The sequence below is a fragment of the Christiangramia fulva genome (genome assembly GCF_003024155.1).
Lineage (GTDB): Bacteria > Bacteroidota > Bacteroidia > Flavobacteriales > Flavobacteriaceae > Christiangramia > Christiangramia fulva.
Genome location: NZ_CP028136.1, coordinates 659,664 through 681,747 on the forward strand (window position 1 = coordinate 659,664; position 22,084 = coordinate 681,747).

Below are 22,084 nucleotides of genomic sequence, written 5' to 3' on the forward strand. Positions count from 1 at the left end.
AGGTGAGGCTCATTATGTTTTTTTTAGAGACCTGTTCTAGTAGAACTTCGCTCTTTTATCTTCAATATCGGCTTTCTTTTTAAGGGCATCAAAAACCCGGGAAGTGGCCTGAGCTCTTCTTTCCATTGTTTCCTGTTGAGCGTAGGAAGTATAGTTTTCCATCTCAGGAGCCTTAAACCTGCTCAGCAATTTTGCCACAAAAACACCTTTCTCACCAGCGATAGGCTCGGCAACTTCTCCTTCTTTCAGGCCAAAAACAGTACCTACAACCTTTGGTTCCTTGCCAGCTCCTGGCAGTGTAGGCGTATTCAGGTTAACAGCATCTGCCTGCTCAACCTGTACGTTATGGTTGGAAGCAATTTCCTGAAGAGTATTGCCTTTGATGTTGTTTTTGATCATTTCAGCTTTCTTTTCTTTTCGAAGGATAGGAGTTACAATAGAAGAAGCTTCTTCCACACTCATTAGTCCCGCGTCATTTTTAGAAATTAACTGAGCAACCACATATCCGTTCGAAGTGTCAAAGCGCTTTATGTCTCCAGCTTCAGTATCTTCATTAAAAGTCCATTGAACGATACGTCTTTCAGATCCCACACCGGGAATATTTTCATCCAGCGCCTTCATATCGCGAACGGTTTTCACATCATAATTACCTTCTTTGGCAACTTCGTTAAAATTATTTTCGTTCGCCGACATTTCAAATTTGGTAACCTCATTGAACAACTTGTTCATAGTACCTTCTGACGGAGTGATCTCACGGGCCAGAGTAGCAACTCTTACCGCGGGTGCAGGTTCGGTTTGATCTTCGATGTATATCACGTGATATCCATATTGCGTTTCCACCACTCCTATGTCTCCTTCAGAATTTTGGAAAACGAAATCATTAAAGGCCGGGATCATCATTCCCGGAGTAAAATATCCAAGATCACCAGCATTGTCTTTATTTGAAGTATCTGCTGAATATTCTGCAGCAAGATCGGCAAATTTAGATTTGTCTTTTTTCACCACTCCCGCGATGCTGTCAGCCAGCTCTTTTGCCTGGGCTTTGGTCCTGGTAGCCTGAGGAGCGGAGCCCTGGTAGGCTATAAGAATATGACTTGCTTTTACAGAATCAGGGATTTTCTTCGCTTCAATAACTTTGGAGATTTTCCAGTAGCCATTCTCTTCGTAAGGACCAAAAGTCTCACCTTCCTTTAATTTGAATATTGAATCGGCATATTTCCCTTTAAGATCATTTCGGAATTTAAAGGAATTATCAAAGGGAAGATCTGAGTTATTGTCTATGAATTCAGCATAATCATCGGTATCGTTAAAACCTGGAAGTGTATCATTTGCTCCAATAGCTGCATTGTATTCTACCCGTTGATTGCGAAGGTTAGTTAGCTCCTGTTTAGCCTCTGCTTTATCTTCAGGTGAAGCCTCTTCATTGAACACCACATATTGTATACTTCGTGAAGCCTCAGTTTTAAATTTGGCAGGATGCTCCTTGATATAATTTTTTATTTCCGATTTAGAAATTTCAACTTTTTCATCAGGAATACTGGAGTAAGGAATTTTTACAAATTCGAGGCTGATATTATCATTTCTGAACCTGTAAGCCTGCTCCCCTTCAAGGACTGTTGCACCAACCCCTGCACTTATCATGTTATAATAGGTGTTTATACGAGCGCTTTTAGCTATATTTTTGGTTAACTGCTCATATGCCTGAGGCGAGGTACTTTTAAGCGTAGCCATATACTCTTTAATCCTGTTTTCATCAACCATTCCGGCTTCATTGGTAAAACGTGGATCTCCAGCCATCTGGGCACTTAAGATATTTATGATCTGCGCTTCTCCAGCTCTAATTCCAAGATCTTCAATTTGATTTTGAAGGATCACCTCTCGAAGTTTCTGATCCCACACACGGTTTACAGCTTGCGTGGTACTCATTTGTCCTCCCATATTGCGTTGGAGGTTTTCTACTTCGCGGGCAAATTCTTCTCTGCCTATATCAGTACCATTTACGGTAGCAATAACATTTTGTGAGCTTTTGGAGTTAAAACCTCCATTCTTGATCAAATCGGCAAGTACAAAAGAAAAAAGTGCCAGCGCGATTATGATAATAAGAAAAACAGACCTTTGTCTGATTTTATTTAATACAGCCATTTGAATTTAAAATTTATCAAAATACAGGGGGCGAAAATAAGGCTTTTAGACTAATAATAAAATTTAAAATTAGCAAAATATTAACTTTAAATTTTCAATCTTCAGGTTTGATTTTCAGCTCTACCAATTCGATTTTCGTATTGGAGGTTTCGAGAATTTTTATTTCAAAATCCTCAATATGTATCAGCTCTCCTTCCTGCGGAATTTCTTCGGTATGATTGACCACAAAACCGCCGAGGGTTTCGTAGTTTTCACCTTCAGGCAAATCAAGCTTATAGGTTTCATTGAGGTAATCTACCTCGAGCCTAGCGGAAAATTTATAATGATTTTTTGCCAGTTCCTCTTCGATAAGTACAGCCGAATCATGTTCATCTTCAATTTCTCCAAATAATTCTTCCACGATATCTTCTACGGTCATCATCCCACTCGTTCCACCGTACTCGTCGATCACCACCGCAATACTTTTCCTTTTTTTAATAAGAATGTTCAATACATCTTTCACCCACATAGTCTCCGGAACAAAAATTACGGGAAGCAGGATCGATTTTATCGATGAAGGATTTTTAAAGAGTTCAAAAGAATGGACGTACCCGATAATATCATCGATGGTTTCATTATAAACCAGCAGCTTGGAAAGACCGGTTTCAGTAAAAGTTTTTATCAGATCTTTGGGATCCTGATTCTGGTCTACAGCGATAATCTCAGTTCTTGGGATCATTACCTCGCGTGCTTTGATATCAGAAAATTCCAGTGCATTCTGAAAAATCTGAATTTCACTGTCAACCTCTTCATCTTCTTCTACCGTTTCCATTTGTTCGGTGATAAAATTTCCCAGCTCCACTTTGCTGAAAGCAAGCTGCACTTCATCACCTTCGGTTTTAAAAAACCTTTTCAGAATAAGATCGGATATCCAGATCACAAAAGATGAAATAAAACTAAAAACGATATAAAACAGGTAAGCGGGTACCGCAAAGAATTTCAGCATGGTATTCGCATAGATCTGGAAGAAAACTTTTGGTAGAAATTCCGCAGTAAGCAGGATGATAAGGGTGGAAATGAGCGTTTGGGTGAAAAGGCTTAAATCTGTAAAAATATAGTTGAGCAGATCACTGTGCAAAGGCCGTAATGATTCGACCCAGGCCATTAGGAGGTCTCCCATATAAAAACCATACACTACCAGTGCGATATTATTTCCCACCAGCATGGTCGCGATGAACTTGGAAGGTTTCCTGGTAAGGCGTGTTAAGATATTGGCGAGAAAATCATTCTGTCGTTTTTCAATTTCGATGAAGATCTTGTTGGAAGAAACATAAGCGATCTCCATTCCCGAAAAAAATGCTGAAAGAAGAAGACAGGCAATAATAATAAGTATCTCAACCTCCATGCGGGTTATTTGTTACGGTCTTCGAATTTATGCCGAAAACGCCTCTTAAAAAAGAACATAAAAACCGCGATCAACACGAAAAACAGGAACAAATAAGCTCTGTTCCTTTCAGTGTTCCAAATTCTTACAGCTTCGAAAATGAAAAAAGCGGCAAAAAAAAGATAGGCGTATTCGAAATACCTGAAAAATTTACTCATCATTAGTTTCTTCAATTATTTGGACTCCGGTATTCGTTCTTGAACGGAAATTACCGAAATTTTGGTTAGAATCAAAACCTTCCCCCTCGTTGAGCGCTCCGTTAGGAAAACGAATGGTATTATGCTTATCGGTAAAGACCCAGTTCTGGTTTTGATCCCAAAATAACTGGCTCGCCTCAAGACGGGTACTATCGGCGGTTATGATCTTTACATTACCCTGCAGATCTATAAGGTTGGTTTTTTCATAAACGATACCATAATCGGCAGTAACCCGATTACTTTTATCCTGTTCATCAAAAAACTCTACTTCCACACCCTGGGGAAATTCGCGATAAGGAAAAGACTTATTGGTATAATCCAGCATTTTAGGACTTTTTAAAGTAGCCACCAGCCTGCCTGAATCGGTAAATTTCAAATTTATACCTTCGGCTATTGCCTGTGGCGCATCTTCTTCAAGATCGAGAGCGCGCACTTCCCTTAAATTACCCTCACATGAAAAAAGCATTGTCACGCCGATGAGCGTGACAATGCCTGAAATAATATTACTATATGTAATGTTCATCTTATTGATTAGGGATGCGGACAGTCTCCCCTATCCAGCAACCAATCTGAATCGCGTCTCCAGGATTGTATGAAGACTGGAATACATCAGATTTTTGAGGCGCTCTACCTCTATAGGCAGCAGCAGCCTGATTTGCATTGCCAGAAATTGAAGGGTCTACCCTTGCAGCTCTCGCGGCATAATCGGCAGCCAGCCAGTACACGGCACGTTTGGTGAAAGCGTCGTCACCACAATTGTTAGCGCTCTGAGCATACATGCTGGCGATTTGAAGCCACGCACTACCTAGGGAAGGTTTTGCATTTACAGCTTTTTTGTAAAAGTTCCTTGCCTGGGAGAAGTTTCCTTTGTCTTTATAGTTATTTGCAATTCTATAGTAGATCTTAGCCTTATCTGAAGGATTGGTTTCAAGGTTCGCTGCTTCATTATAATACTGAAGTGCTTTGGAGTAATTACCATTTGCTTCAGCGGTCTGACCTAGTGAATAAGCTGCAGAAGCAGAAGGTTCCAGTTTGTATAATGCTTCAGAAACCTTGACGAATAATGGATCTTCAGTACAATCTTTAGCAGATAGTCTCGCGTTGGCATTTTTTAACCATGCAATATCTGTTTTCTTTTCTTCGAAATCCTTTTTATAAAGAGGGATCAGGTTATCGCAATCGGCTCTTGCACCAAGTTTTGCGTTAAGCGCTTCTTTTACTTTCGCATAGTTAGAAAGGTTAATTTCAGCGTATTTGATTTGCTTTTCCTCTTTACTGGTAAGTTTTTCGTTGTTTTCCTGCTTTTTCAAAAGGGGAGCAAGGTCTTCAGCCGCGTCGTTTTCCTCTTCTTCGATCTTATCTATTACACGGTCGTAAATATCGAATACATCCTGAAGGTTTCTTTTCCCCGCATCCTGCATATCTACCATCAAATCGAAGTAGGCATAAAGTCCTTTTGGGCTGGTGAAATTCTCTTTATCTTCAGTAAAAGCCTTGTCGAAAGCCTTATATTGCTCTTCTTTACTGCCGATATTGTTATCGAATTTAGGCAGGGCAATGTCAGAATAAACTTTTCCCTTTTCGGTTTTATCAGGATAAAGTTCAAGTCTTTGTTTCCAGGTATCGATCAATTGCTGAATAAATTCTTTTTTCTGATCACCTGAAGCCTTATCTATTTTGTATTCCAAAGCTCTTTCAAGATATTGATAGGTAGCAAGACTGTACTTTGGACATTTTTCTTTTACTTTTAATAAAGCGGGGTAAGCCGCTTCATAATTTTTAGCCTTAGCATCGTCGTAAGCCAGAGCAGCCATAGTAACGCAATCGTCAGATTGCGCACTCACAGCCCCTGAACCTAACAGGGCAACAGCAAATAGTGCTAGAAATCTCTTTTTCATTTTCTTGTTTATTGTGGTTAATTAAATTTACGTTTTGTGAACCATTTATCATTTAAAGACAAGCCTATAGACAGCTTTAAATAATTCTCCTCGATTAAGCCCGCATCTTTGGTACCTCTTTGGCCAAGCTCAAATCCAAGGTTTATGTTGGAGAAAGGATCTCTCGAACTTAATCCAACTGGTAGTCCTAAACCAAAAGATATGCCAAACTCTTTAATAGAGGTGTCATTGACAATCAAACCGGTACCTTCATAGCGAAAACCTGCCCTGTATACAACCCGTTTAAAATAACTGGTATAAGAGTCAAATTCGGGTATATAGAAGCCACCAATCTTAAATTGGGAAGCATCTTCAAATTGCCCTCCATCATTCCTAAAGCTGAAACTATCCTGGTAGGAAGAAGCACCCACATTGACATACTCAGCACCTATGAACCAATTATTCCTTTTGCCTATACCGCCGCCTATTATTAATCTTGACGGATAAGTAAAGTTACTATTCTCTACGTCAATTTCCTGTTTATCCACAACAATTTCACTTCCATTCAGGAAAGAGATCGTGGAAACTTCCCTGAAATTGTCTGAATTAAGATCGATCGCAGGAGAATAAGTTCCGGAAAAAGAGAGTTCAAGATCTTCGCTAATATCCGTTCGGTATTCGGCTCCAAAATTGAAATTAAAACCTTTTATATCAGATCGATTAATATCACGGGTTCCCAGCTGAATTCCATCCCTGACAACAGTACGCCGATTCTGGAAATTCCCAAAGTTGTAACTGGCATCCACGCCCAGGCTAAAATGATTGTTTATTTGATAACCGGCCGAAAGAAATACCTTATTCATACCTCCCCTCCCATATAATCGACTGGCGGTATTATCCTGAAAATCTACAATTCGATAACCTACCGAAGTATAGGGAATAAGACCTACACCAATTCCAAGACCATCGCCCAAAGGCAGTCCAAGCGCCAGGTAATCTAAAGAGCTGATCTTGGCATTATCGCTGGCAACATCAGATTTTAGGCTGATTCGGTCATGGCTGGCACCGATCGCGTAATTGGTTAGCCTGAGCCTGCCGTAAGCAGCCGGATTCATAAGATTGATGTGAATACTGTCATTATAAATATTCAAACCTCCCATAGAGCGATTGGCGACCGTACCTTTAAAATTGGTAATACCAATGCCGTAGTAAGAATATGGTGAAGAAACGTTTTCCTGAGCTTCGGCAAATAGAGCGGAAAAAAAGGCTACGATTACTATAAATCGTTTTATCATTGAGTTTTGTTAAATTCTAGAATGAAATTGAGTCCTTCCAACAAAAAATTTGAGTTGGCAAATATGCTATTTTTTAATGGTAAAGACAAAAATTCACTATCTCCACCTGTGAAAATTATTGTTAAATCTTCAAATTCAGATCGATAAGCATCGAGCATACCCTTTAATTCCATTTCCAGACCATTAATAATTCCGGATAAAATGCTGGTTGCGGTTGAATTACCAATCAGCGGATTCTCCGGCTTCGGTGTTATTAACGGCAAATTAGCCGTAAACTTGTGCAAACTCTTAAATCTCATTGTCAGGCCTGGAGCTATTGCTCCGCCAAGGTAAACTTCTTCAGAAGTTTTTATGTCATAGGTAATACAGGTTCCCGAATCAATGATCAGCACATTTTTAGCAGGATATAATTTCACCGCTGCAGCGACAAGGGCAAGACGATCTTTGCCGAGTGTATTGGGAGTCGTATATTTATTTTCAAAAGGTAAGCTTACATTTTGATCAAATTCAAGAAGTGGAAAAGATTCCCTTATCATGCGGAGCATCTCTGAATTTTCATGAGAGACCGAAGAAATGATCGCTTCCTTTATTTGAGGGTAAGAATCTTTGATTTGGAAAAATTTTTTCGAAAATTGATCTGCAGGGAACACTTCTTTCTTCAAAAGCTTATCATTTTGAAAAACAGCCATTTTTACGGCCGTATTACCTACATCTATAACCAGGTTCATATTTTTAAGGCTTCGGATGCCAAATTTACAAAAGCATTTTTTTAAAAATAGTTTTGTCAGTTACTAAAAATGAAATTATATTTGCCACCGCTTTCAAAAGCAACTGGTGCCTTAGCTCAGTTGGTAGAGCAAAGGACTGAAAATCCTTGTGTCCCTGGTTCGATTCCTGGAGGCACCACCCAAGAAACCCGTAACGATGTTGCGGGTTTTTTTGTTTAGGGTACCATCCACGCCTTTTCAAGAACATTACTTTTCATTCTATATAATTTCAAAAGCGAAAAATAATAGATTTCTTAATGGAAACAGATATAGAAAAGAATAAGTTATTTCTTCTTCTTTACTTCAACAAAAGATAATTTTTTGTTTAATTTTTACTCAATAACTATAAACAAAAAATAAAAAGAAATACATTTAGCTATAAATAACTGAAAATTAATTTATTATGAAATTTCTAAAAAAAACACTGCTCCCGCTCTCTGTTATGAGCATTTTGATTTTTACAGCTTCCTGTAGCACTGAAAGCGCCGATCAACAAGACATGAATACCGAAATGTCTATTTTTAAAACACTCGATCTCGCCGCAAAAAATTCGAATAGCACAGATGCTGATAGTAAAGCTCCGGCTCCTAAAAAAGGAGAAGACCCAATCGCTCAAATCGCTATTGATAATGGCGGATTTACTCAACTAGTAGATGCACTTAAGTATGTTGATGAAGAATTAAATGCCGGCCTGGTTGACCTGTTTTTAAATGGTACCGATCAATACACTGTTTTTGCTCCGACTGATGAAGCCTTCGCAAAACTTTATGAGGCATTGAATATTTCAAGCATCCGAGAACTTCCGGCCGATCTGGTTCTTAACGTACTTTTATACCATGTTACTGACGGCAGAAGAGCCTCAAACAGTGTAGTACCTAAAAAGAACATGCGCTATATTGATACCCTCCTAGGAGAAAGTTTTAGTGTAGATTCAAATGCAAAAATTACCGCTATTGGAAACACGGCAACAATTATAGCTGCCGATATTTCGGCTTCAAATGGAATTATTCATGTGATCGATACTGTACTCCTGCCAATGTAGTAATTTTTAAAACCCCGTTTTTAAAAGCTGCCTATTCCGGCAGCTTTTTTTGTTTTAGAAGTCCGAATACCCTGTCGGGATAATCACTGATGATACCATCAACTTTCAATCTGATCATTTTATTTATATCAGCTGTATCATTAACCGTCCATGGGATCAATTCCATATCATACCTCTTAATGCTGTCTATAAATTCCTCACTTTCAATTAAGGTATAAGACGGACTATAAATCTCTGGCACGAAATCGAGCGCCTGTAAATTTTTCTCTATTCCTGGTTTATAGACGAGATAGGAAAGTTTTACGTTAGGATATCTATCATGAACATCCTGAAGAACGGCGGGATCAAAAGACTGAATATTAAAATCTCCCTTTATTGGATGATCCTTCATTACCTTCATTACCAGGTCTACAAATTCAGATACCGTTTTAGGCTGATATACACCGTATTCTTCAGGTACCGATTTAATTTCAATATTATAATCCAAAGCTTCCAGATCATTATGCCGAACAAAACTTTCTACACTATCGATAACTTCTGATAATAGCGGCTTGTAGGTTTTCATTTTATGCTGATCGGGAAAATTTGAATTCCCTTTAGAACCTGCATCAAACTTTTTCACACTGTCATAACTCATTTCATGAATATTGAAATTCCTTTCTTCTTTCAGAGAAATTGAATCTCCATTAGGCTGAAGCACATAGGTGGAAGCCAAGTATGGTTCATGGGAAACCACTACTTTTTGATCTTTGGTGATCACGACATCCATTTCCAGAACATCGGCGCTATCTTTTATAGCATTGATAAAGGCAGGCAGGGAATTTTCAGGAAAATGCCCTCTTTCTCCACGATGCCCCTGGATTTCTATTTTTGAAGTTTCCTGGAAGGATACTTTTTCCTCTTTACTTTTATTTTTACAGGAGAAAAGACTAAGACTCACTATAATAAGCCACATCCAGGTTTTACAGATTTCCTTTAGATGTTTCTTAGAAATATTTTTCATATCTCTTTTGATTTGTTTTTCCAAAGTTAAACATACCACGTCGTTTTCAAGGAATTTTTGAAACTTCTCCTAACTTTTTTATATCTCCCTGGGCCAAGTTGCAATAGATTTTTATGGTATAAAAATTTTAATTTTTTGCTCAGTTAAATGAAACTCCTTCTAAAGGATTCGTACAAAATGGAAAGCTTCCATATCTTTACATTTCTTATTTTCAAAAAGTTCAATTCTATAATGATGAAGAAACTACTTTTTATCTGCTTTCTTATACTTGGCGCTCCACAATTGGTGCTATCACAAAGTCTGGAATCACCTGATGGTAATTTCGAGATGAAGTTTTCGCTGAATGAAAAAGGAAAACCTTTTTATCAGCTTTCCTATAAAAATGAACCGGTAATAAAACCAAGTGCGCTCGGTTTTGATCTAAAGGAAGGTGAAGATCTTATTGACGGCTTTGCCATTATCGACACCACCACTTCCAGTTATGATAATACCTGGAAACCGGTTTGGGGCGAAGAAAAGGAAATCAGGAATCATTATAATGAACTTGCCGTTACCCTTAATCAGGAAGAGACCGGAAGAAAAATGCTTATCCGTTTTCGGCTTTTTAATGATGGCCTCGGTTTTCGGTATGAATTCCCTCAACAGGATAGCCTGGGACATTTCGTGATCGAAGACGAAAAAACGGAATTTGCCATGACCGGAGATCATACCGCCTGGTGGATCCCGGGCGATTATGACACTCAGGAATATGATTATACCGAATCAAAACTTTCTGAAATTCGGGGATTAATGGAAAAATCGATCACCGGAAACCTTTCACAGACCTCTTTTTCGCCAACTGGAGTACAAACCTCACTGATGATGAAAACCGATGACGGAATCTACATCAATCTTCATGAAGCGGCGCTGAAGGAATACTCGACCATGCATTTGAACCTGGATGATAAAAATATGGTTTTTGAAGCCTGGTTGACTCCCGATGTGAATGGGGACAAAGTTTTTATGATCGCCCCTTCGGTCACTCCCTGGCGAACCATTATGGTAAGCGACGATGCCCGGGATATTCTTGCTTCAAAAATGACCTATAACCTCAACGACCCTTCTAAAATTGAAGATACTTCCTGGATAAAACCTATGAAATATGTGGGAGTCTGGTGGGAAATGATCACCGGGAAAAGTACCTGGGCCTATACCGATGAATTTGAGGCGGTGAAGCTTGGGGAAACCAATTATGAAGCAGCCAAACCTAACGGAACTCACGGTGCCACTACTGAAAATGTAAAAAAATACATCGATTTTGCCGCGGAAAATGGTTTTGACGGCGTCCTGGTGGAAGGCTGGAACATTGGCTGGGAAGACTGGTTTGGACATTCCAAGGAATATGTTTTCGATTTTGTAACTCCATATCCCGATTTTGACGTGGAGGAAATTCAGAAGTATGCTGAAAGCAAAGGTGTGGAAATGATCATGCACCACGAAACCTCTTCTTCCGTCAGAAATTATGAGCGCCACCTCGACACAGCTTATCAGTTTATGAAAAAGTATGGCTATGATGCCGTAAAAAGCGGCTATGTGGGAGATATTCTTCCAAAAGGCCAGAACCATTATAACCAGTGGATGGTAAATCATTACCTGTACGCGTTAAAAAAAGCAGCCGATTATCATATTATGGTCAATGCGCATGAAGCGGTAAGACCCACAGGCCTGGCACGAACCTGGCCTAATTTGATCGCCAACGAATCGGCGCGGGGAACCGAATACCAATCTTTTGGCGGCTCAAAACCCAACCATGTGACGGTCCTTCCTTTTACCCGGCTCCTTGGAGGACCTATGGATTACACTCCGGGAATTTTTGAAATGGACCTGAGCAAGCTTAATCCCGATAACGAATCTCATGTGAACAGTACGATCGCGAATCAACTTGCATTATATGTCACGATGTATAGTCCGCTGCAAATGGCAGCCGACCTACCCGAGAATTATATGCGTTTCCCGGATGCTTTTCAATTTATAAAAGACGTGCCGGTGGAATGGGACAAAAGCATCTATCTGGAAGCTGAACCCGGAGATTACATTACCGTGGCCCGAAAAGAAAAAAACAGCGACGACTGGTTTGTTGGGAATGTAAATGGAAAAAGGACCAGAACCAGCAAGATCAGTTTTGATTTTCTCGATCCCGACAAGGTCTATTTAGCGACTGTTTACGCCGACGCAAAAGACGCCGATTATAAAACAAATCCGCAGGCTTATACTATTAAAAAATATCGGGTAACTAATAAATCCAAACTTTCACAAGCATCGGTAGAAGGTGGCGGATATGCGATTAGCATCATAGCAGCAGACAAAAAAGAGGTTAAAAACCTCCCAAAATTATAGCTAAAATACCGCAAATGCGGTATTGGCTATCTGCCGGGCTTCAGTTAAATTTGATAACTGATGTTTGGATTCGGATTAATTTTTGGTGTAGGGACTAAAATTTTTTCGTAAGCTATATCAGAAAAGTAAAATACCTCGAGCGGTCTTCTTCGGGGTATTTTTATTTTATCTCTACTTGAACGTTTATCGCCACTTCTGAATTCCCTCAAAACGCCTAATTTTACTAAGAGTTCGCATTATTTTCATTATCTTTAAGTTAAATTGGAATTTTAATGAATAGAGATTTAGATAAAATCTTAACCTACTGGAAAAAAGAGTATTCTGAAAATCTGGAAAATTATAAACCTTATAAAACCTCCCCCGAATTTAAGCACATTGCAAGCCTTTTGTCCCCAGGGCATTCTTATTATTACATTCTTAATTTACACAATCTTACACTGGATGAGATTTCCCCTTCAGTACAAAAATTTGTCAATAAAGAACTTTCACAAATTTCGATGAGTGACCTTTTGAATACCGCTCTAGCCGAAGAAATGCCGGGAATAGCTAAAAAAGAAGCGGTTATTAAAGATTTTTACAACCGGTTTCTAAATCCTTCTGAAGTTCGTGATTATAAACTCATATATTCTTACAAATTACGTGACTTAAAAGGCCTTGTGAGAACCATGCTCCACCAGGCAACTATTCTTTCTTCAACCGAGGAAGGTAAGCTTCAACATGTTTTTTGTCTTCACAGCGATGTCTCCCATTTAAAGATCAACAGCACTACTGATATCTCATTTATTCATTTTGAAAATGGAAAATCATACTACAATATTGACACCTCTGAAGGTATTTTTAATCCAAATGCATCAGAGTTTGGGGGTAATAATATTCAGGATTTGTTAACCGAACGGGAAAAAGAAGTCACCACTATGCTTGCAGAAGGCTTCAGTGCCCGGGAGATAGCAGATTTCCTGAACCTTTCGGGACATACTATTCGTACCCACAGGCGTAATATTCTAAAAAAGACCGGCTGTAGCAATACAGCCGAACTTATTGCGAAATGCCTTACTGGTGGTGTGATTTCATTGAATTAAGAATTAGGGTTTCCGCGAGATTACATTCTTATAAATCTCGCACCGCCTCTTTTTTGCGGTGCCTGTCCTCCGCCAAAACTGCTAATCTTATAGGTAAAGCTCAGCATGGCATACCTTTTTAGAATTAAATTGTTGACGTCCTGAATATAGTCATCACCTACTATACGGCGCGTATCTACATTCTGGTCGAGAAGGTCGTAAACCTTCACCTTAAGTGTGGCTTTGTCTTTTAGAAACTGATATCCCAGGCTTACATTCCAAAGAAAGGCGGTATTATCAAATCCCGGTGAAACATTTCCGTATTTGTTGAAAGAGATATCGTGCCCGAAAACCACATTTTTGGGCCAGTAAGAAGTTGCTTCCAAAGAGAGTGTCTGATTGGCATAACTTTGATCCCTTTCCCTGTTTATATCATAACTGATGTCATTATAATCAAAACGATAACCCGGGGTGATCTCGAAAACATCTTCAATAGCGTAGGTAAATTGTATCCCGGGACTTACACTAAACTGATCTGAATTATATTTGACAGCATTGATAAACCCGACATTGCGATTATAGCCGCCATTAAAGCTCAGGCGGTACCGAAATTCACGAGCATCTTTTTTTGAAGATTTCGAATAAGATCCGCCCAAATTGGCATTGATCACTCCATCAACATTGGAATAAGTGGTCCTGCGAACAAAATCTTCATTTACCTGGCTTACCGCCACAACCCGGTTATCGGTGAAATTAAGATTTAAATAACTGAAGATCCCACTTCGGGTGGCAAAATCAAAATTGCGGTAATTAAATCTGAAACGCTGGTTAAAAGCCGGTTCCAATTCAGGATTTCCAACCACTATGTTTAGCGGATTCGTTCGGTCTTCAACCGGCTGTAATTGTCTTATGGAAGGAACATCAGCTGATGTGCTGTAGCCTAAATAAATTCCTCTTGAACGTTCAGGATTATAACGAACGCTGGCATCTACATACACATTGTTATAGGTATTATCAAAAGTGACATCCTCCATGAAATTATCGGTTTTCAAGGTGGTGCTTAAAAGACCAATTTCAGAATGTACCCGCCATTTTTCTCCCTCATAATTGAGCCCTGCATTAGGCGTATGAATATAACTGTGCACCTGGAAACTGTTGCTAAGGAATTCATTGAATTTGGTATAAGCCCCATTTTCAGTTTCATATACATTGCGGGTATTTGTAGATTTTGAGGTTGCCAGCTCATATTTCACATCCAGGAACAGCTTATCGGCGAGGACGCTTCTTTTGGCGATCTCAGTCTCGATAGTATTTTCTTTCCTGTCTTCATTTATGTATTGATCCTGGAATTCCTGATTTTGCCCCGCGTCATTCACGAACAAGCTTTCTGAGTAGTAAAAATTGTCATTTTTCTGCCGGTTAAGGGAAGTATTGAATTCAAATTGCAGGTAGGAGCCCCGTGCACCAAATCGGCGAATAAAATCAATATTATTAGAAAAATTCAGGCTTTCAAGATCTTCCATTTCACGGGTCACAGTAGAATTCTGAAGCTCCTTTCCGGCATCCAGTGTCTCTTCTTCCCTGTTTCGAATAGAAGTTCCCAGATTGGCATTAAAACGCGGACTAATAGAAAGCCTGGTTAGGGTATCGAATTCTATTTCGAACCGGGCACTGGCGCGATGACTGTCATTCTGGAGATTACTTTCACGAAGAGAATTAACAAAATAACGGGAATCTGGCAGAATATTCTCCCGCTCTATTTTTGTTCTTGTTTCCGTATCGTTCCTTCCGAAGAAATAATCTCCATTAAACTCAATATCGTTTTCCCACTCGTTGGTATAGTTGATACCGGCAGTTTCAGATTTGGTGATACCTCCAGAATTGCCGTAGGACACACCATTAATACCAAAAGAGCCATTGCTGTTAAAATTAATGGAGCGGGCATTGCGCCCCATCATGTCGAAGACCTCATCGAAACTAAAACCGGAACTATTGATGTTATTCGAACTCGCCAGTACACTCAGTCTCATTTTGTCTTTAAAGATGTTTCCTATCCCGCTTAGCTCATAGCGTTCATCGGATCCCCCACCCGCAGTAGCCCGCGCGAAATAACCTTTGTTCTTGTCTTCCTTTAGTTGGATATTGATTGTTTTATCGTCTGGATTTCCAGCTTTTCCGGTAAATTCTTCGCTTTTGGTTTTGGTATCGGTTACCTGTACTTTGCTGATGATCTCCTTCGGAAGGTTTTTAGTGGCAATTTTAGGATCATTCCCAAAAAATTCCTTTCCGTTTACCAGAATTCGGGACACAGGTTTCCCGTTTACTGTAATATTCCCATCGGTATCGACTTCAACGCCGGGGAGCTTTTTCATGAGGTCTTCAAGATTCGCATCCTGCCGGGTATTGAAGGATTCGGCATTAAACTCCAGCGTATCTTTTTTTACGGTAATGGGTGGCCTGCTGGAAACGATATTTACCTCTTCAAGTGCATTATCCATCACCTGAAGCTGAATATTGCCCAGGTTTTTTTTCGGCTCAATTTCGATCACTTTTTTATAAGGAACAAAACCGGTATAACTCACATAAAAATTCACCTTATCGGCATCAGTTGTTCCTTTTAAGAGGAAACTTCCATCCTTTTCGGTAATGGTGTAGGTCACCAGGCTGCTGTCTTTTACTTTTTCAGCATATACCGTAGCCGATTGCAAAGGAATTTTAGAAGAATCTACAATTTTACCGGTGATTTCGAAATCCTGGGAAAATCCAATAGCGGTAATAAAAAAGAACAGGGAAAGTAATTTATAATTCATCAAAAGAAATTAAATAAAAATTCAAATATAACTATATATTTAGTTTTGAAACTATAATTGTAGTTATTTATTGTACGGGTTTATACTTAAGACCCGTTTTTCTTTCAATGGTTTAACAGGAATAATTATTTTTTTCTGAAGAAGATGCTGATCGGAACCCCGGTGAAATCGAATTTACTTCGAAGTTTATTCTCTAAAAACCTGCGGTATGGCTCTCGCACATATTGCGGCAGATTGCAGAAAAAAGCAAATTGCGGATATGGAGTTGGCAGTTGCGTGCAGAATTTGATCTTTACATATTTCCCTTTGTAAGCAGGCGGCGGATTTCCTTCAATTATAGGAAGCATGATATCGTTAAACTCCCTGGTTTTGATCTTACGGCTTCGGTTTTCAAAAACCTTAACCGCAGTTTCGATCGCTTTAAAAACACGCTGTTTGGTAAGCACCGAAATAAAAAGAATAGGCACATCTGTAAAAGGCTCGATCTCCCTTCGAATTTGTGCCTCATACTCTTTCATGGTATTGGTTTCTTTCTCTACAAGATCCCATTTATTTACAAGAATCACAATGCCTTTGTTATTGCGATGCGCCAGCCAGAAAATGTTCTGAACCTGACCATCAAACCCACGGGTCGCGTCAAGTACCACGAGGCAAACATCGCAATTTTCAATGGCACGAACCGAACGCATCACCGAATAGAATTCAAGATTTTCCTTGACCTTCGATTTTCTGCGAATTCCGGCAGTATCTACCAGGTTGAATTCAAATCCGAAGCGGTTATACCTCGTATCCATAGAATCGCGAGTTGTTCCCGCGATGTCGGTGACAATATAACGTTCCTCGCCAATTAGTGCATTTATAAACGAAGACTTTCCGGCATTAGGACGGCCTACAACAGCAAATCTTGGCAATTCAGATTCTTCTTCCTCCTGATTTTCAGGCAGGGCCTCTATCAGCGCATCCAGAAGATCTCCTGTGCCGCTGCCATTGGTACTGGCAATAGGGAAATAATCTCCTAACCCCAGGGAATAGAATTCCACAGCATTTTCAAGACGCTTGTTATTATCAACTTTATTAACGGCTAAGAGTACGGGTTTATCAACTTTTCTCAAAAGCACGGCCACCTCTTCATCCATGGGAGTCACCCCACTTTCAACATCGACCATAAAAATGATCGCATCGGCTTCATCAATCGCAAGTTCTACCTGTTTATCGATCTCTTCCTCAAAAATATCATCGCTGCCCTTCACATAACCGCCGGTATCGATCAGTGAGAATTTCTTCCCATTCCAATCTGATTTTCCATAATGACGGTCACGGGTTACCCCACTCACAGCATCAACAATAGCTTCCCTCCTCTGAATGAGTCGGTTAAAAAAAGTTGATTTTCCTACATTCGGTCTTCCTACGATCGCGACAATATTGCCCATACTTCTGTTTTTTCAGTGTGCAAAAGTAATGGTTTTCAGCCAATAAAATATACTGAAATCTATCAGAACTTAATTAATTATCGGTATAGCCAAAACGGCGCAATTGATTCTTATCACTTCGCCAGTTCTTATTCACTTTTACATAAAGTTCCAGGTGCACCTGTTTGCCAAAGAATTTCTCGAGATCCTGCCGTGCCTCCACTCCTACTCTTTTCAGGGCCGTTCCCTTATGCCCAATGATGATCCCCTTCTGCGTTTCTCGTTCTACCATTATAATACTTCGCATCCTGATAATCTCCTCTTCTTCATAAAATTCATTGGTATCGATCTCGACGCTATAAGGAATTTCCTTTTTATAATGCATTAATATCTTCTCCCTGATGATCTCGTTAACAAAAAAACGTTCAGGCTTATCGGTTAGTGAATCTTTCGGATAAAATGGAGGCGATTCAGGAAGCAGCTCAATAATCCTGTCAAAAACCTGCGGAATATTAAAGCCTTCCAGGGCAGAAATAGGATGAATTTCGGCATTTGGGACCTGTTCCTGCCAGTATTGTACCTGCTCTTCCAGTTGCTCCTGGTTTGATTTGTCAATTTTGTTCAGCAATAATAAAACGGGAACCTGAGAACCAGTAATACGTTTAAGAAAATCCTGATCTTTTAAAGCTTTTTCACCCACTTCAACCATATAAACCAGTATATCGGCGTCTTCAAAAGCCGATTTAACAAAATCCATCATGGATTGCTGAAGTTCATAAGCCGGCTTAATAATTCCCGGTGTATCGCTAAGAATAGCCTGAAAATCCTCGCCATTCACAATCCCAAGGATGCGATGCCTGGTAGTCTGCGCCTTTGAAGTAATTATGGAAAGTCGCTCGCCAACAAAGGCATTCATGAGGGTAGATTTTCCCACATTTGGATTCCCGACAATGTTTACAAAACCAGCCTTATGTGCCATAAATTTTTTAGTTGAATTGAAGAATACAAAAATAGGAAGTTAAAACCGCCTCGCCCACAAAAGCCGCTTCAAATTTTACATTATGCTGAAAATGAATTAATTTTAAAATAGCATAGCCGCGGCTAAAATGCCATTCATCTTTAATTGTTTTAATTTCAGAATTCAGTTTTAGCTATGAAAAACAAATATCAGAAAGCTGTTCAGGACCTTCTGGCTCCCGCAGGAATTAAAATCAACGGAAACCAAAATTGGGACATCAGGGTTAAAAATGAAAATTTTTACAAGCGCATCTTAAAGGATGGCTCGGTAGGCCTGGGGGAATCGTATATGGAAGGCTGGTGGGACTGTAAGCAACTGGACGAATTTATTTACAGGCTTTTTAATGCTGACCTCGAAAAAAAGATCCGAAAAAATTTCAAACTAAAAGGGCTAATTCTAAAGTCGAGGTTGTTCAATATGCAATCTCTGAAGAAATCCAAAAAATCCATTTCCCATCATTATGATATTGGGAACGAGCTTTATAAAGAAATGCTCGACCCATTGATGATCTACTCCTGCGGGTACTGGCAGAAAACCAATCGGCTTTCTCAGGCACAGGAAAATAAACTGGAACTGATTTGCCGCAAATTAAAACTAAAGCCCGGGGAAAGGGTTTTAGATATTGGCTGCGGCTGGGGAGGGTTTGCCTATTACGCGGCTAAAAATTATGAAGTTGAAGTAGTAGGAATTACTATTTCTGAAAAACAAAAAAAGCTTGCTATGGAGCGATGCAGAGATCTTCCCGTTGAAATCAGACTCCAGGATTACAGGGAAATCGATGAGAAATTTGATAAAATCGTCTCCGTTGGAATGTTAGAACATGTTGGCCATAAGAATTATCGGCCGTTTATGGAAATAGTAAAGAAAAATTTGAAAGATGACGGCTTATGCCTACTGCATTTCATAGGTGGCAATGAAACCAAATACAATACCGATCCCTGGATCAACAAATATATTTTCCCGGAAGGCCTTATTCCGTCTATTATGCAAATTGGTAAAGCTCTGGAGGGCACGCTCCTTTTGGAAGACTGGCATAATTTCGGACTCTATTACGACAAAACTTTAATGGCCTGGTATGAAAATTTCAGGGAAGCCTGGCCAAAACTGAAAGCTTCTTATAACCGAATGTTTTTCAAAATGTGGGAATTTTATTTATGCTCTTCGGCGGCATCTTTTCGTGCTAAAAGACTAAACCTCTGGCAGCTGGTACTCACAAAAAGGGAATTTCCGGATATGTATCATTCGGTTAGACCCAAAAACCTTGTATAAAAAGACCTTGTCACCCATTAATTGGTTTTCATATTCTCAATTTTGGAAGCTCAAAAATAAGAGATCCATAAAAGAATGGAGATATTCCCTCGTGCACTTTTCTAACCAAAAAAATTGACTATTTTTGCCGGCTCAAAAATTATGGGAGAATTATGAATTTTTATGGAGTAAAAGTTTCATAATCAGTTTTTTTCAACTCCCAAAAAAAGCAATAATGACAAAAATTTTCAATCTTTTCGATTTTTCTCAAAAAGTAAATTATAAAACTGAAATTCTTGCCGGCCTTACCGTGGCACTGGCTTTAATTCCTGAAGCCGTCGCGTTTGCGATGATCGCCAAACTATCGCCCCTCACAGGTCTTTATGCGGCTTTCGTAATGGGGCTGGTGACCGCGATTCTTGGAGGGAGACCCGGAATGATATCCGGCGCTACCGGTGCGGTAGCTGTAGTTATTGTAGGACTCTCAATTACCCATGGACCCGAATATGTTTTTGCGACCGTTGTTCTAGCGGGAATCATTCAAATGCTGGCTGGGATTTTTCGCCTTGGAAAACTTATAAGGCTGGTGCCAAATTCGGTGATCTTTGGTTTCGTTAATGGCCTCGCGATCATTATTTTCATGTCCCAGCTGGCTCAGTTCAAAACAGTAAATGACGCCGGCGAAGTGGTATGGATGACCGGCCCGCCAATGTATATCTTCCTTGGCCTGGTTCTAATCACCATGTTTATCATCTGGGGATTGCCAAAAATCACTAAAGTTTTTCCGGCTTCTCTTGCGGCCATTTTGACCATTTTTGGCATTGTAGTCTTCTTCGGAATCGATACCAAAAGTGTTGGGGATATAGCTTCCATAAAAGGAGGATTCCCGCCTTTTCATATTCCGGAAATCCCTTTAAACTTTGAAACTTTAAAGCTGATATTTCCTTACGCGCTTATTATGGCAGGAGTGGGTCTTATTGAAAGCCTGCTAACCCTTAATATTATTGATGAGATCACCGAAACCCGTGGTCGCGGAAATAAAGAATGTATCGCCCAGGGAACGGCTAATATGTTTTCAGGATTTCTTTCCGGAATGGGCGGCTGTGCCATGCTTGGCCAGAGTTTGATCAACATATCATCAGGCGCGCGGGCAAGGCTTTCAGGAATTACCGCCGCGATCATGCTGCTCGTTTTTATCATGTTCGGAGCCGATCTCATTGAAAAACTACCAATGGCTGCCTTAACAGGGGTAATGGTCATGGTAGCCATTGGAACCTTTGAGTGGGCGAGTTTAAAAACATTCAATAAAATGCCGAAATCTGATGTTATTGTGATGGTTCTGGTTACCGTGGTTACCGTAATTCTTCACAATCTCGCACTGGCCGTATTAATTGGGGTGATCATTTCGGCGCTTGTATTTGCCTGGGACAATGCCAAACGCATTCGGGCCCGAAAAAGCATCGACGAAAACGGAATTAAACATTACGAAATTTACGGTCCGCTTTTCTTCGGATCGGTTTCAACCTTCAACAGCAAATTTGACATACTTAATGATCCCGACGAAGTGATCATCGATTTTTCCGAAAGCCGCGTGGTAGATATGTCAGGGATCGAAGCCCTAAATAAATTGACCGAGCGATATCTCAAACAGGGTAAAAAACTGCATTTGCGACACCTTAGCCGGGATTGTCGCAGACTGCTCGACAATGCCGAAGAGATTATTGAAGTGAATATTCTTGAAGATCCAACTTATAAGGTCGCGACTGACAGGATTTAAAACATATTATCGTTGACTTCGATCCAGTATCCGTCGGGATCCTGAAAGTAAATCTGTTTGACGCCATCAGGCCTGATATTGGTGATTCCTTCTTCCCCATTCCAGTTCTCGAAATGAATTTCATGTGATTTCAGGAATTTCATAAGTTCGGGAAGTTTGGCGGTATGCATTGCGAGGTGAACTCCTTTGTTCTTTAGCGGCAATTCATCGCTTTCAATCAAATGCACCTGCACGCCATCCCCCAGTTCAAACCAGCGTATATGATCTGGCAGGCCGCCGTTGGGAATTTCTTTTAATCCGAGAATATTTCCGTAGAAATTTGCAGACGCATCAACATCTTTTACCAATATAGCATCGTGATCTTTGTAAAGATCAAAAGGATTTTTTTGAGCATGAACAAAACTCAGGAATAAGATACAGATAACCGAAAAGTAGAAATTCTTCATTTTTGTCAATTTTTTCGTTCTAAAGATAAAGATTATTTTTCGTCTCTCCTGGTTTTCATCAGTAGCTAAAAAATTCATGAAATAGAAAATAACTTCTTTAAAAATGCGGGATTTTATTCTGGGAGTTTTGCCTGAATAAAATCATCCAGGAAAAAAATTTCCCGCCAGGAGAAGCTGGTATTTTTAAATTTTAAAC

General features: G+C 39.8%; 17 protein-coding genes and 1 tRNA gene. 6 read left to right on the top strand and 12 right to left on the bottom strand.

Annotation, left to right across the window (positions count from 1 at the left end; genetic code table 11):
* Positions 1 to 36: 36 nt before the first annotated feature.
* From C7S20_RS03080 to C7S20_RS03110, 7 genes are all read right to left on the bottom strand, one after another.
* On the bottom strand, positions 37 to 2,142 hold the full coding sequence (locus tag C7S20_RS03080; protein WP_107011100.1) for a peptidylprolyl isomerase: 2,106 nt from the start codon (positions 2,140 to 2,142) through the stop codon (positions 37 to 39).
* A gap of 94 nt (positions 2,143 to 2,236) precedes the next feature.
* Complete coding sequence (locus tag C7S20_RS03085) at positions 2,237 to 3,526, bottom strand: hemolysin family protein (RefSeq protein WP_107011101.1); 1,290 nt, start codon at positions 3,524 to 3,526, stop codon at positions 2,237 to 2,239.
* A 5-nt stretch (positions 3,527 to 3,531) separates the two neighbouring features.
* Positions 3,532 to 3,723, bottom strand: a complete 192-nt coding sequence (locus C7S20_RS19715) for a hypothetical protein (RefSeq protein ID WP_107011102.1) — start codon at positions 3,721 to 3,723, stop codon at positions 3,532 to 3,534.
* On the bottom strand, positions 3,716 to 4,285 hold the full coding sequence (lptC, locus tag C7S20_RS03095) for an LPS export ABC transporter periplasmic protein LptC (RefSeq protein WP_107011103.1): 570 nt from the start codon (positions 4,283 to 4,285) through the stop codon (positions 3,716 to 3,718). Before lptC ends, C7S20_RS19715 begins: the two co-directional genes overlap by 8 nt.
* 1 nt (position 4,286) lies before the next feature.
* On the bottom strand, positions 4,287 to 5,660 hold the full coding sequence (locus C7S20_RS03100) for a tetratricopeptide repeat protein (RefSeq protein ID WP_107011104.1): 1,374 nt from the start codon (positions 5,658 to 5,660) through the stop codon (positions 4,287 to 4,289).
* Positions 5,661 to 5,677: 17 nt separating this feature from the next.
* On the bottom strand, positions 5,678 to 6,934 hold the full coding sequence (gene bamG / locus C7S20_RS03105) for a BamG family beta-barrel-assembly machinery protein (RefSeq protein ID WP_107011105.1): 1,257 nt from the start codon (positions 6,932 to 6,934) through the stop codon (positions 5,678 to 5,680).
* Positions 6,931 to 7,662 carry a type III pantothenate kinase gene (locus C7S20_RS03110; RefSeq protein WP_107011106.1) on the bottom strand — a complete coding sequence of 244 codons (732 nt, stop codon included), beginning with the start codon at positions 7,660 to 7,662 and terminating at the stop codon, positions 6,931 to 6,933. Before C7S20_RS03110 ends, bamG begins: the two co-directional genes overlap by 4 nt.
* A gap of 105 nt (positions 7,663 to 7,767) precedes the next feature.
* Here C7S20_RS03110 and C7S20_RS03115 point away from each other — a divergent pair.
* Positions 7,768 to 7,840, top strand: a tRNA-Phe gene (locus C7S20_RS03115).
* A gap of 264 nt (positions 7,841 to 8,104) precedes the next feature.
* On the top strand, positions 8,105 to 8,743 hold the full coding sequence (locus C7S20_RS03120) for a fasciclin domain-containing protein (RefSeq protein WP_107011107.1): 639 nt from the start codon (positions 8,105 to 8,107) through the stop codon (positions 8,741 to 8,743).
* Between the two features lie 31 nt (positions 8,744 to 8,774).
* Here the strand turns inward: C7S20_RS03120 and C7S20_RS03125 are convergent, their stop codons facing one another.
* Positions 8,775 to 9,746 carry a glycerophosphodiester phosphodiesterase family protein gene (locus C7S20_RS03125; protein ID WP_107011108.1) on the bottom strand — a complete coding sequence of 324 codons (972 nt, stop codon included), beginning with the start codon at positions 9,744 to 9,746 and terminating at the stop codon, positions 8,775 to 8,777.
* 234 nt (positions 9,747 to 9,980) lie between these two features.
* Here C7S20_RS03125 and C7S20_RS03130 point away from each other — a divergent pair, with 234 nt between their 5' ends.
* Complete coding sequence (locus C7S20_RS03130) at positions 9,981 to 12,122, top strand: glycoside hydrolase family 97 protein (RefSeq protein WP_107014074.1); 2,142 nt, start codon at positions 9,981 to 9,983, stop codon at positions 12,120 to 12,122.
* 272 nt (positions 12,123 to 12,394) lie between these two features.
* Positions 12,395 to 13,201: a helix-turn-helix transcriptional regulator gene (locus C7S20_RS03135; RefSeq protein WP_107011109.1), complete on the top strand. Its 807-nt coding sequence runs from the start codon at positions 12,395 to 12,397 to the stop codon at positions 13,199 to 13,201.
* Between the two features lie 20 nt (positions 13,202 to 13,221).
* On the opposite strand, the gene C7S20_RS03140 is transcribed toward C7S20_RS03135, so the two are convergent.
* The 3 genes from C7S20_RS03140 to era form a co-directional block, all read right to left on the bottom strand.
* Positions 13,222 to 15,990: an outer membrane beta-barrel protein gene (locus tag C7S20_RS03140; RefSeq protein ID WP_107011110.1), complete on the bottom strand. Its 2,769-nt coding sequence runs from the start codon at positions 15,988 to 15,990 to the stop codon at positions 13,222 to 13,224.
* A 125-nt stretch (positions 15,991 to 16,115) separates the two neighbouring features.
* Positions 16,116 to 17,420 (bottom strand): ribosome biogenesis GTPase Der, encoded by a 1,305-nt coding sequence (gene der, locus C7S20_RS03145; RefSeq protein WP_107011111.1) that lies wholly within the window; start codon positions 17,418 to 17,420, stop codon positions 16,116 to 16,118.
* Between the two features lie 73 nt (positions 17,421 to 17,493).
* Positions 17,494 to 18,378, bottom strand: a complete 885-nt coding sequence (gene era / locus C7S20_RS03150) for a GTPase Era (protein WP_107011112.1) — start codon at positions 18,376 to 18,378, stop codon at positions 17,494 to 17,496.
* A gap of 174 nt (positions 18,379 to 18,552) precedes the next feature.
* Here era and cfa point away from each other — a divergent pair, with 174 nt between their 5' ends.
* Both cfa and C7S20_RS03160 read left to right on the top strand, forming a co-directional pair.
* Positions 18,553 to 19,686: a cyclopropane fatty acyl phospholipid synthase gene (gene cfa / locus C7S20_RS03155; protein WP_107011113.1), complete on the top strand. Its 1,134-nt coding sequence runs from the start codon at positions 18,553 to 18,555 to the stop codon at positions 19,684 to 19,686.
* Positions 19,687 to 19,900: 214 nt separating this feature from the next.
* Complete coding sequence (locus tag C7S20_RS03160; RefSeq protein WP_107014075.1) at positions 19,901 to 21,442, top strand: SulP family inorganic anion transporter; 1,542 nt, start codon at positions 19,901 to 19,903, stop codon at positions 21,440 to 21,442.
* Here the strand turns inward: C7S20_RS03160 and C7S20_RS03165 are convergent.
* Positions 21,439 to 21,888, bottom strand: a complete 450-nt coding sequence (locus C7S20_RS03165) for a VOC family protein (RefSeq protein ID WP_107014076.1) — start codon at positions 21,886 to 21,888, stop codon at positions 21,439 to 21,441. The two genes, C7S20_RS03160 and C7S20_RS03165, sit on opposite strands and share 4 nt — an antisense overlap.
* Positions 21,889 to 22,084: the final 196 nt, after the last annotated feature.

Bases quoted from the DNA above. Each gene is read 5' to 3' on its own strand.
- C7S20_RS03080 (WP_107011100.1), bottom strand. From the start codon at position 2,142: ATGGCTGTATTAAATAAAATCAGACAAAGGTCTGTTTTTCTTATTATC.
- C7S20_RS03085 (WP_107011101.1), bottom strand. From the start codon at position 3,526: ATGGAGGTTGAGATACTTATTATTATTGCCTGTCTTCTTCTTTCAGCA.
- C7S20_RS19715 (WP_107011102.1), bottom strand. From the start codon at position 3,723: ATGAGTAAATTTTTCAGGTATTTCGAATACGCCTATCTTTTTTTTGCC.
- lptC (WP_107011103.1), bottom strand. From the start codon at position 4,285: ATGAACATTACATATAGTAATATTATTTCAGGCATTGTCACGCTCATC.
- C7S20_RS03100 (WP_107011104.1), bottom strand. From the start codon at position 5,660: ATGAAAAAGAGATTTCTAGCACTATTTGCTGTTGCCCTGTTAGGTTCA.
- bamG (WP_107011105.1), bottom strand. From the start codon at position 6,934: ATGATAAAACGATTTATAGTAATCGTAGCCTTTTTTTCCGCTCTATTT.
- C7S20_RS03110 (WP_107011106.1), bottom strand. From the start codon at position 7,662: ATGAACCTGGTTATAGATGTAGGTAATACGGCCGTAAAAATGGCTGTT.
- C7S20_RS03120 (WP_107011107.1), top strand. From the start codon at position 8,105: ATGAAATTTCTAAAAAAAACACTGCTCCCGCTCTCTGTTATGAGCATT.
- C7S20_RS03125 (WP_107011108.1), bottom strand. From the start codon at position 9,746: ATGAAAAATATTTCTAAGAAACATCTAAAGGAAATCTGTAAAACCTGG.
- C7S20_RS03130 (WP_107014074.1), top strand. From the start codon at position 9,981: ATGAAGAAACTACTTTTTATCTGCTTTCTTATACTTGGCGCTCCACAA.
- C7S20_RS03135 (WP_107011109.1), top strand. From the start codon at position 12,395: ATGAATAGAGATTTAGATAAAATCTTAACCTACTGGAAAAAAGAGTAT.
- C7S20_RS03140 (WP_107011110.1), bottom strand. From the start codon at position 15,990: ATGAATTATAAATTACTTTCCCTGTTCTTTTTTATTACCGCTATTGGA.
- der (WP_107011111.1), bottom strand. From the start codon at position 17,420: ATGGGCAATATTGTCGCGATCGTAGGAAGACCGAATGTAGGAAAATCA.
- era (WP_107011112.1), bottom strand. From the start codon at position 18,378: ATGGCACATAAGGCTGGTTTTGTAAACATTGTCGGGAATCCAAATGTG.
- cfa (WP_107011113.1), top strand. From the start codon at position 18,553: ATGAAAAACAAATATCAGAAAGCTGTTCAGGACCTTCTGGCTCCCGCA.
- C7S20_RS03160 (WP_107014075.1), top strand. From the start codon at position 19,901: ATGACAAAAATTTTCAATCTTTTCGATTTTTCTCAAAAAGTAAATTAT.
- C7S20_RS03165 (WP_107014076.1), bottom strand. From the start codon at position 21,888: ATGAAGAATTTCTACTTTTCGGTTATCTGTATCTTATTCCTGAGTTTT.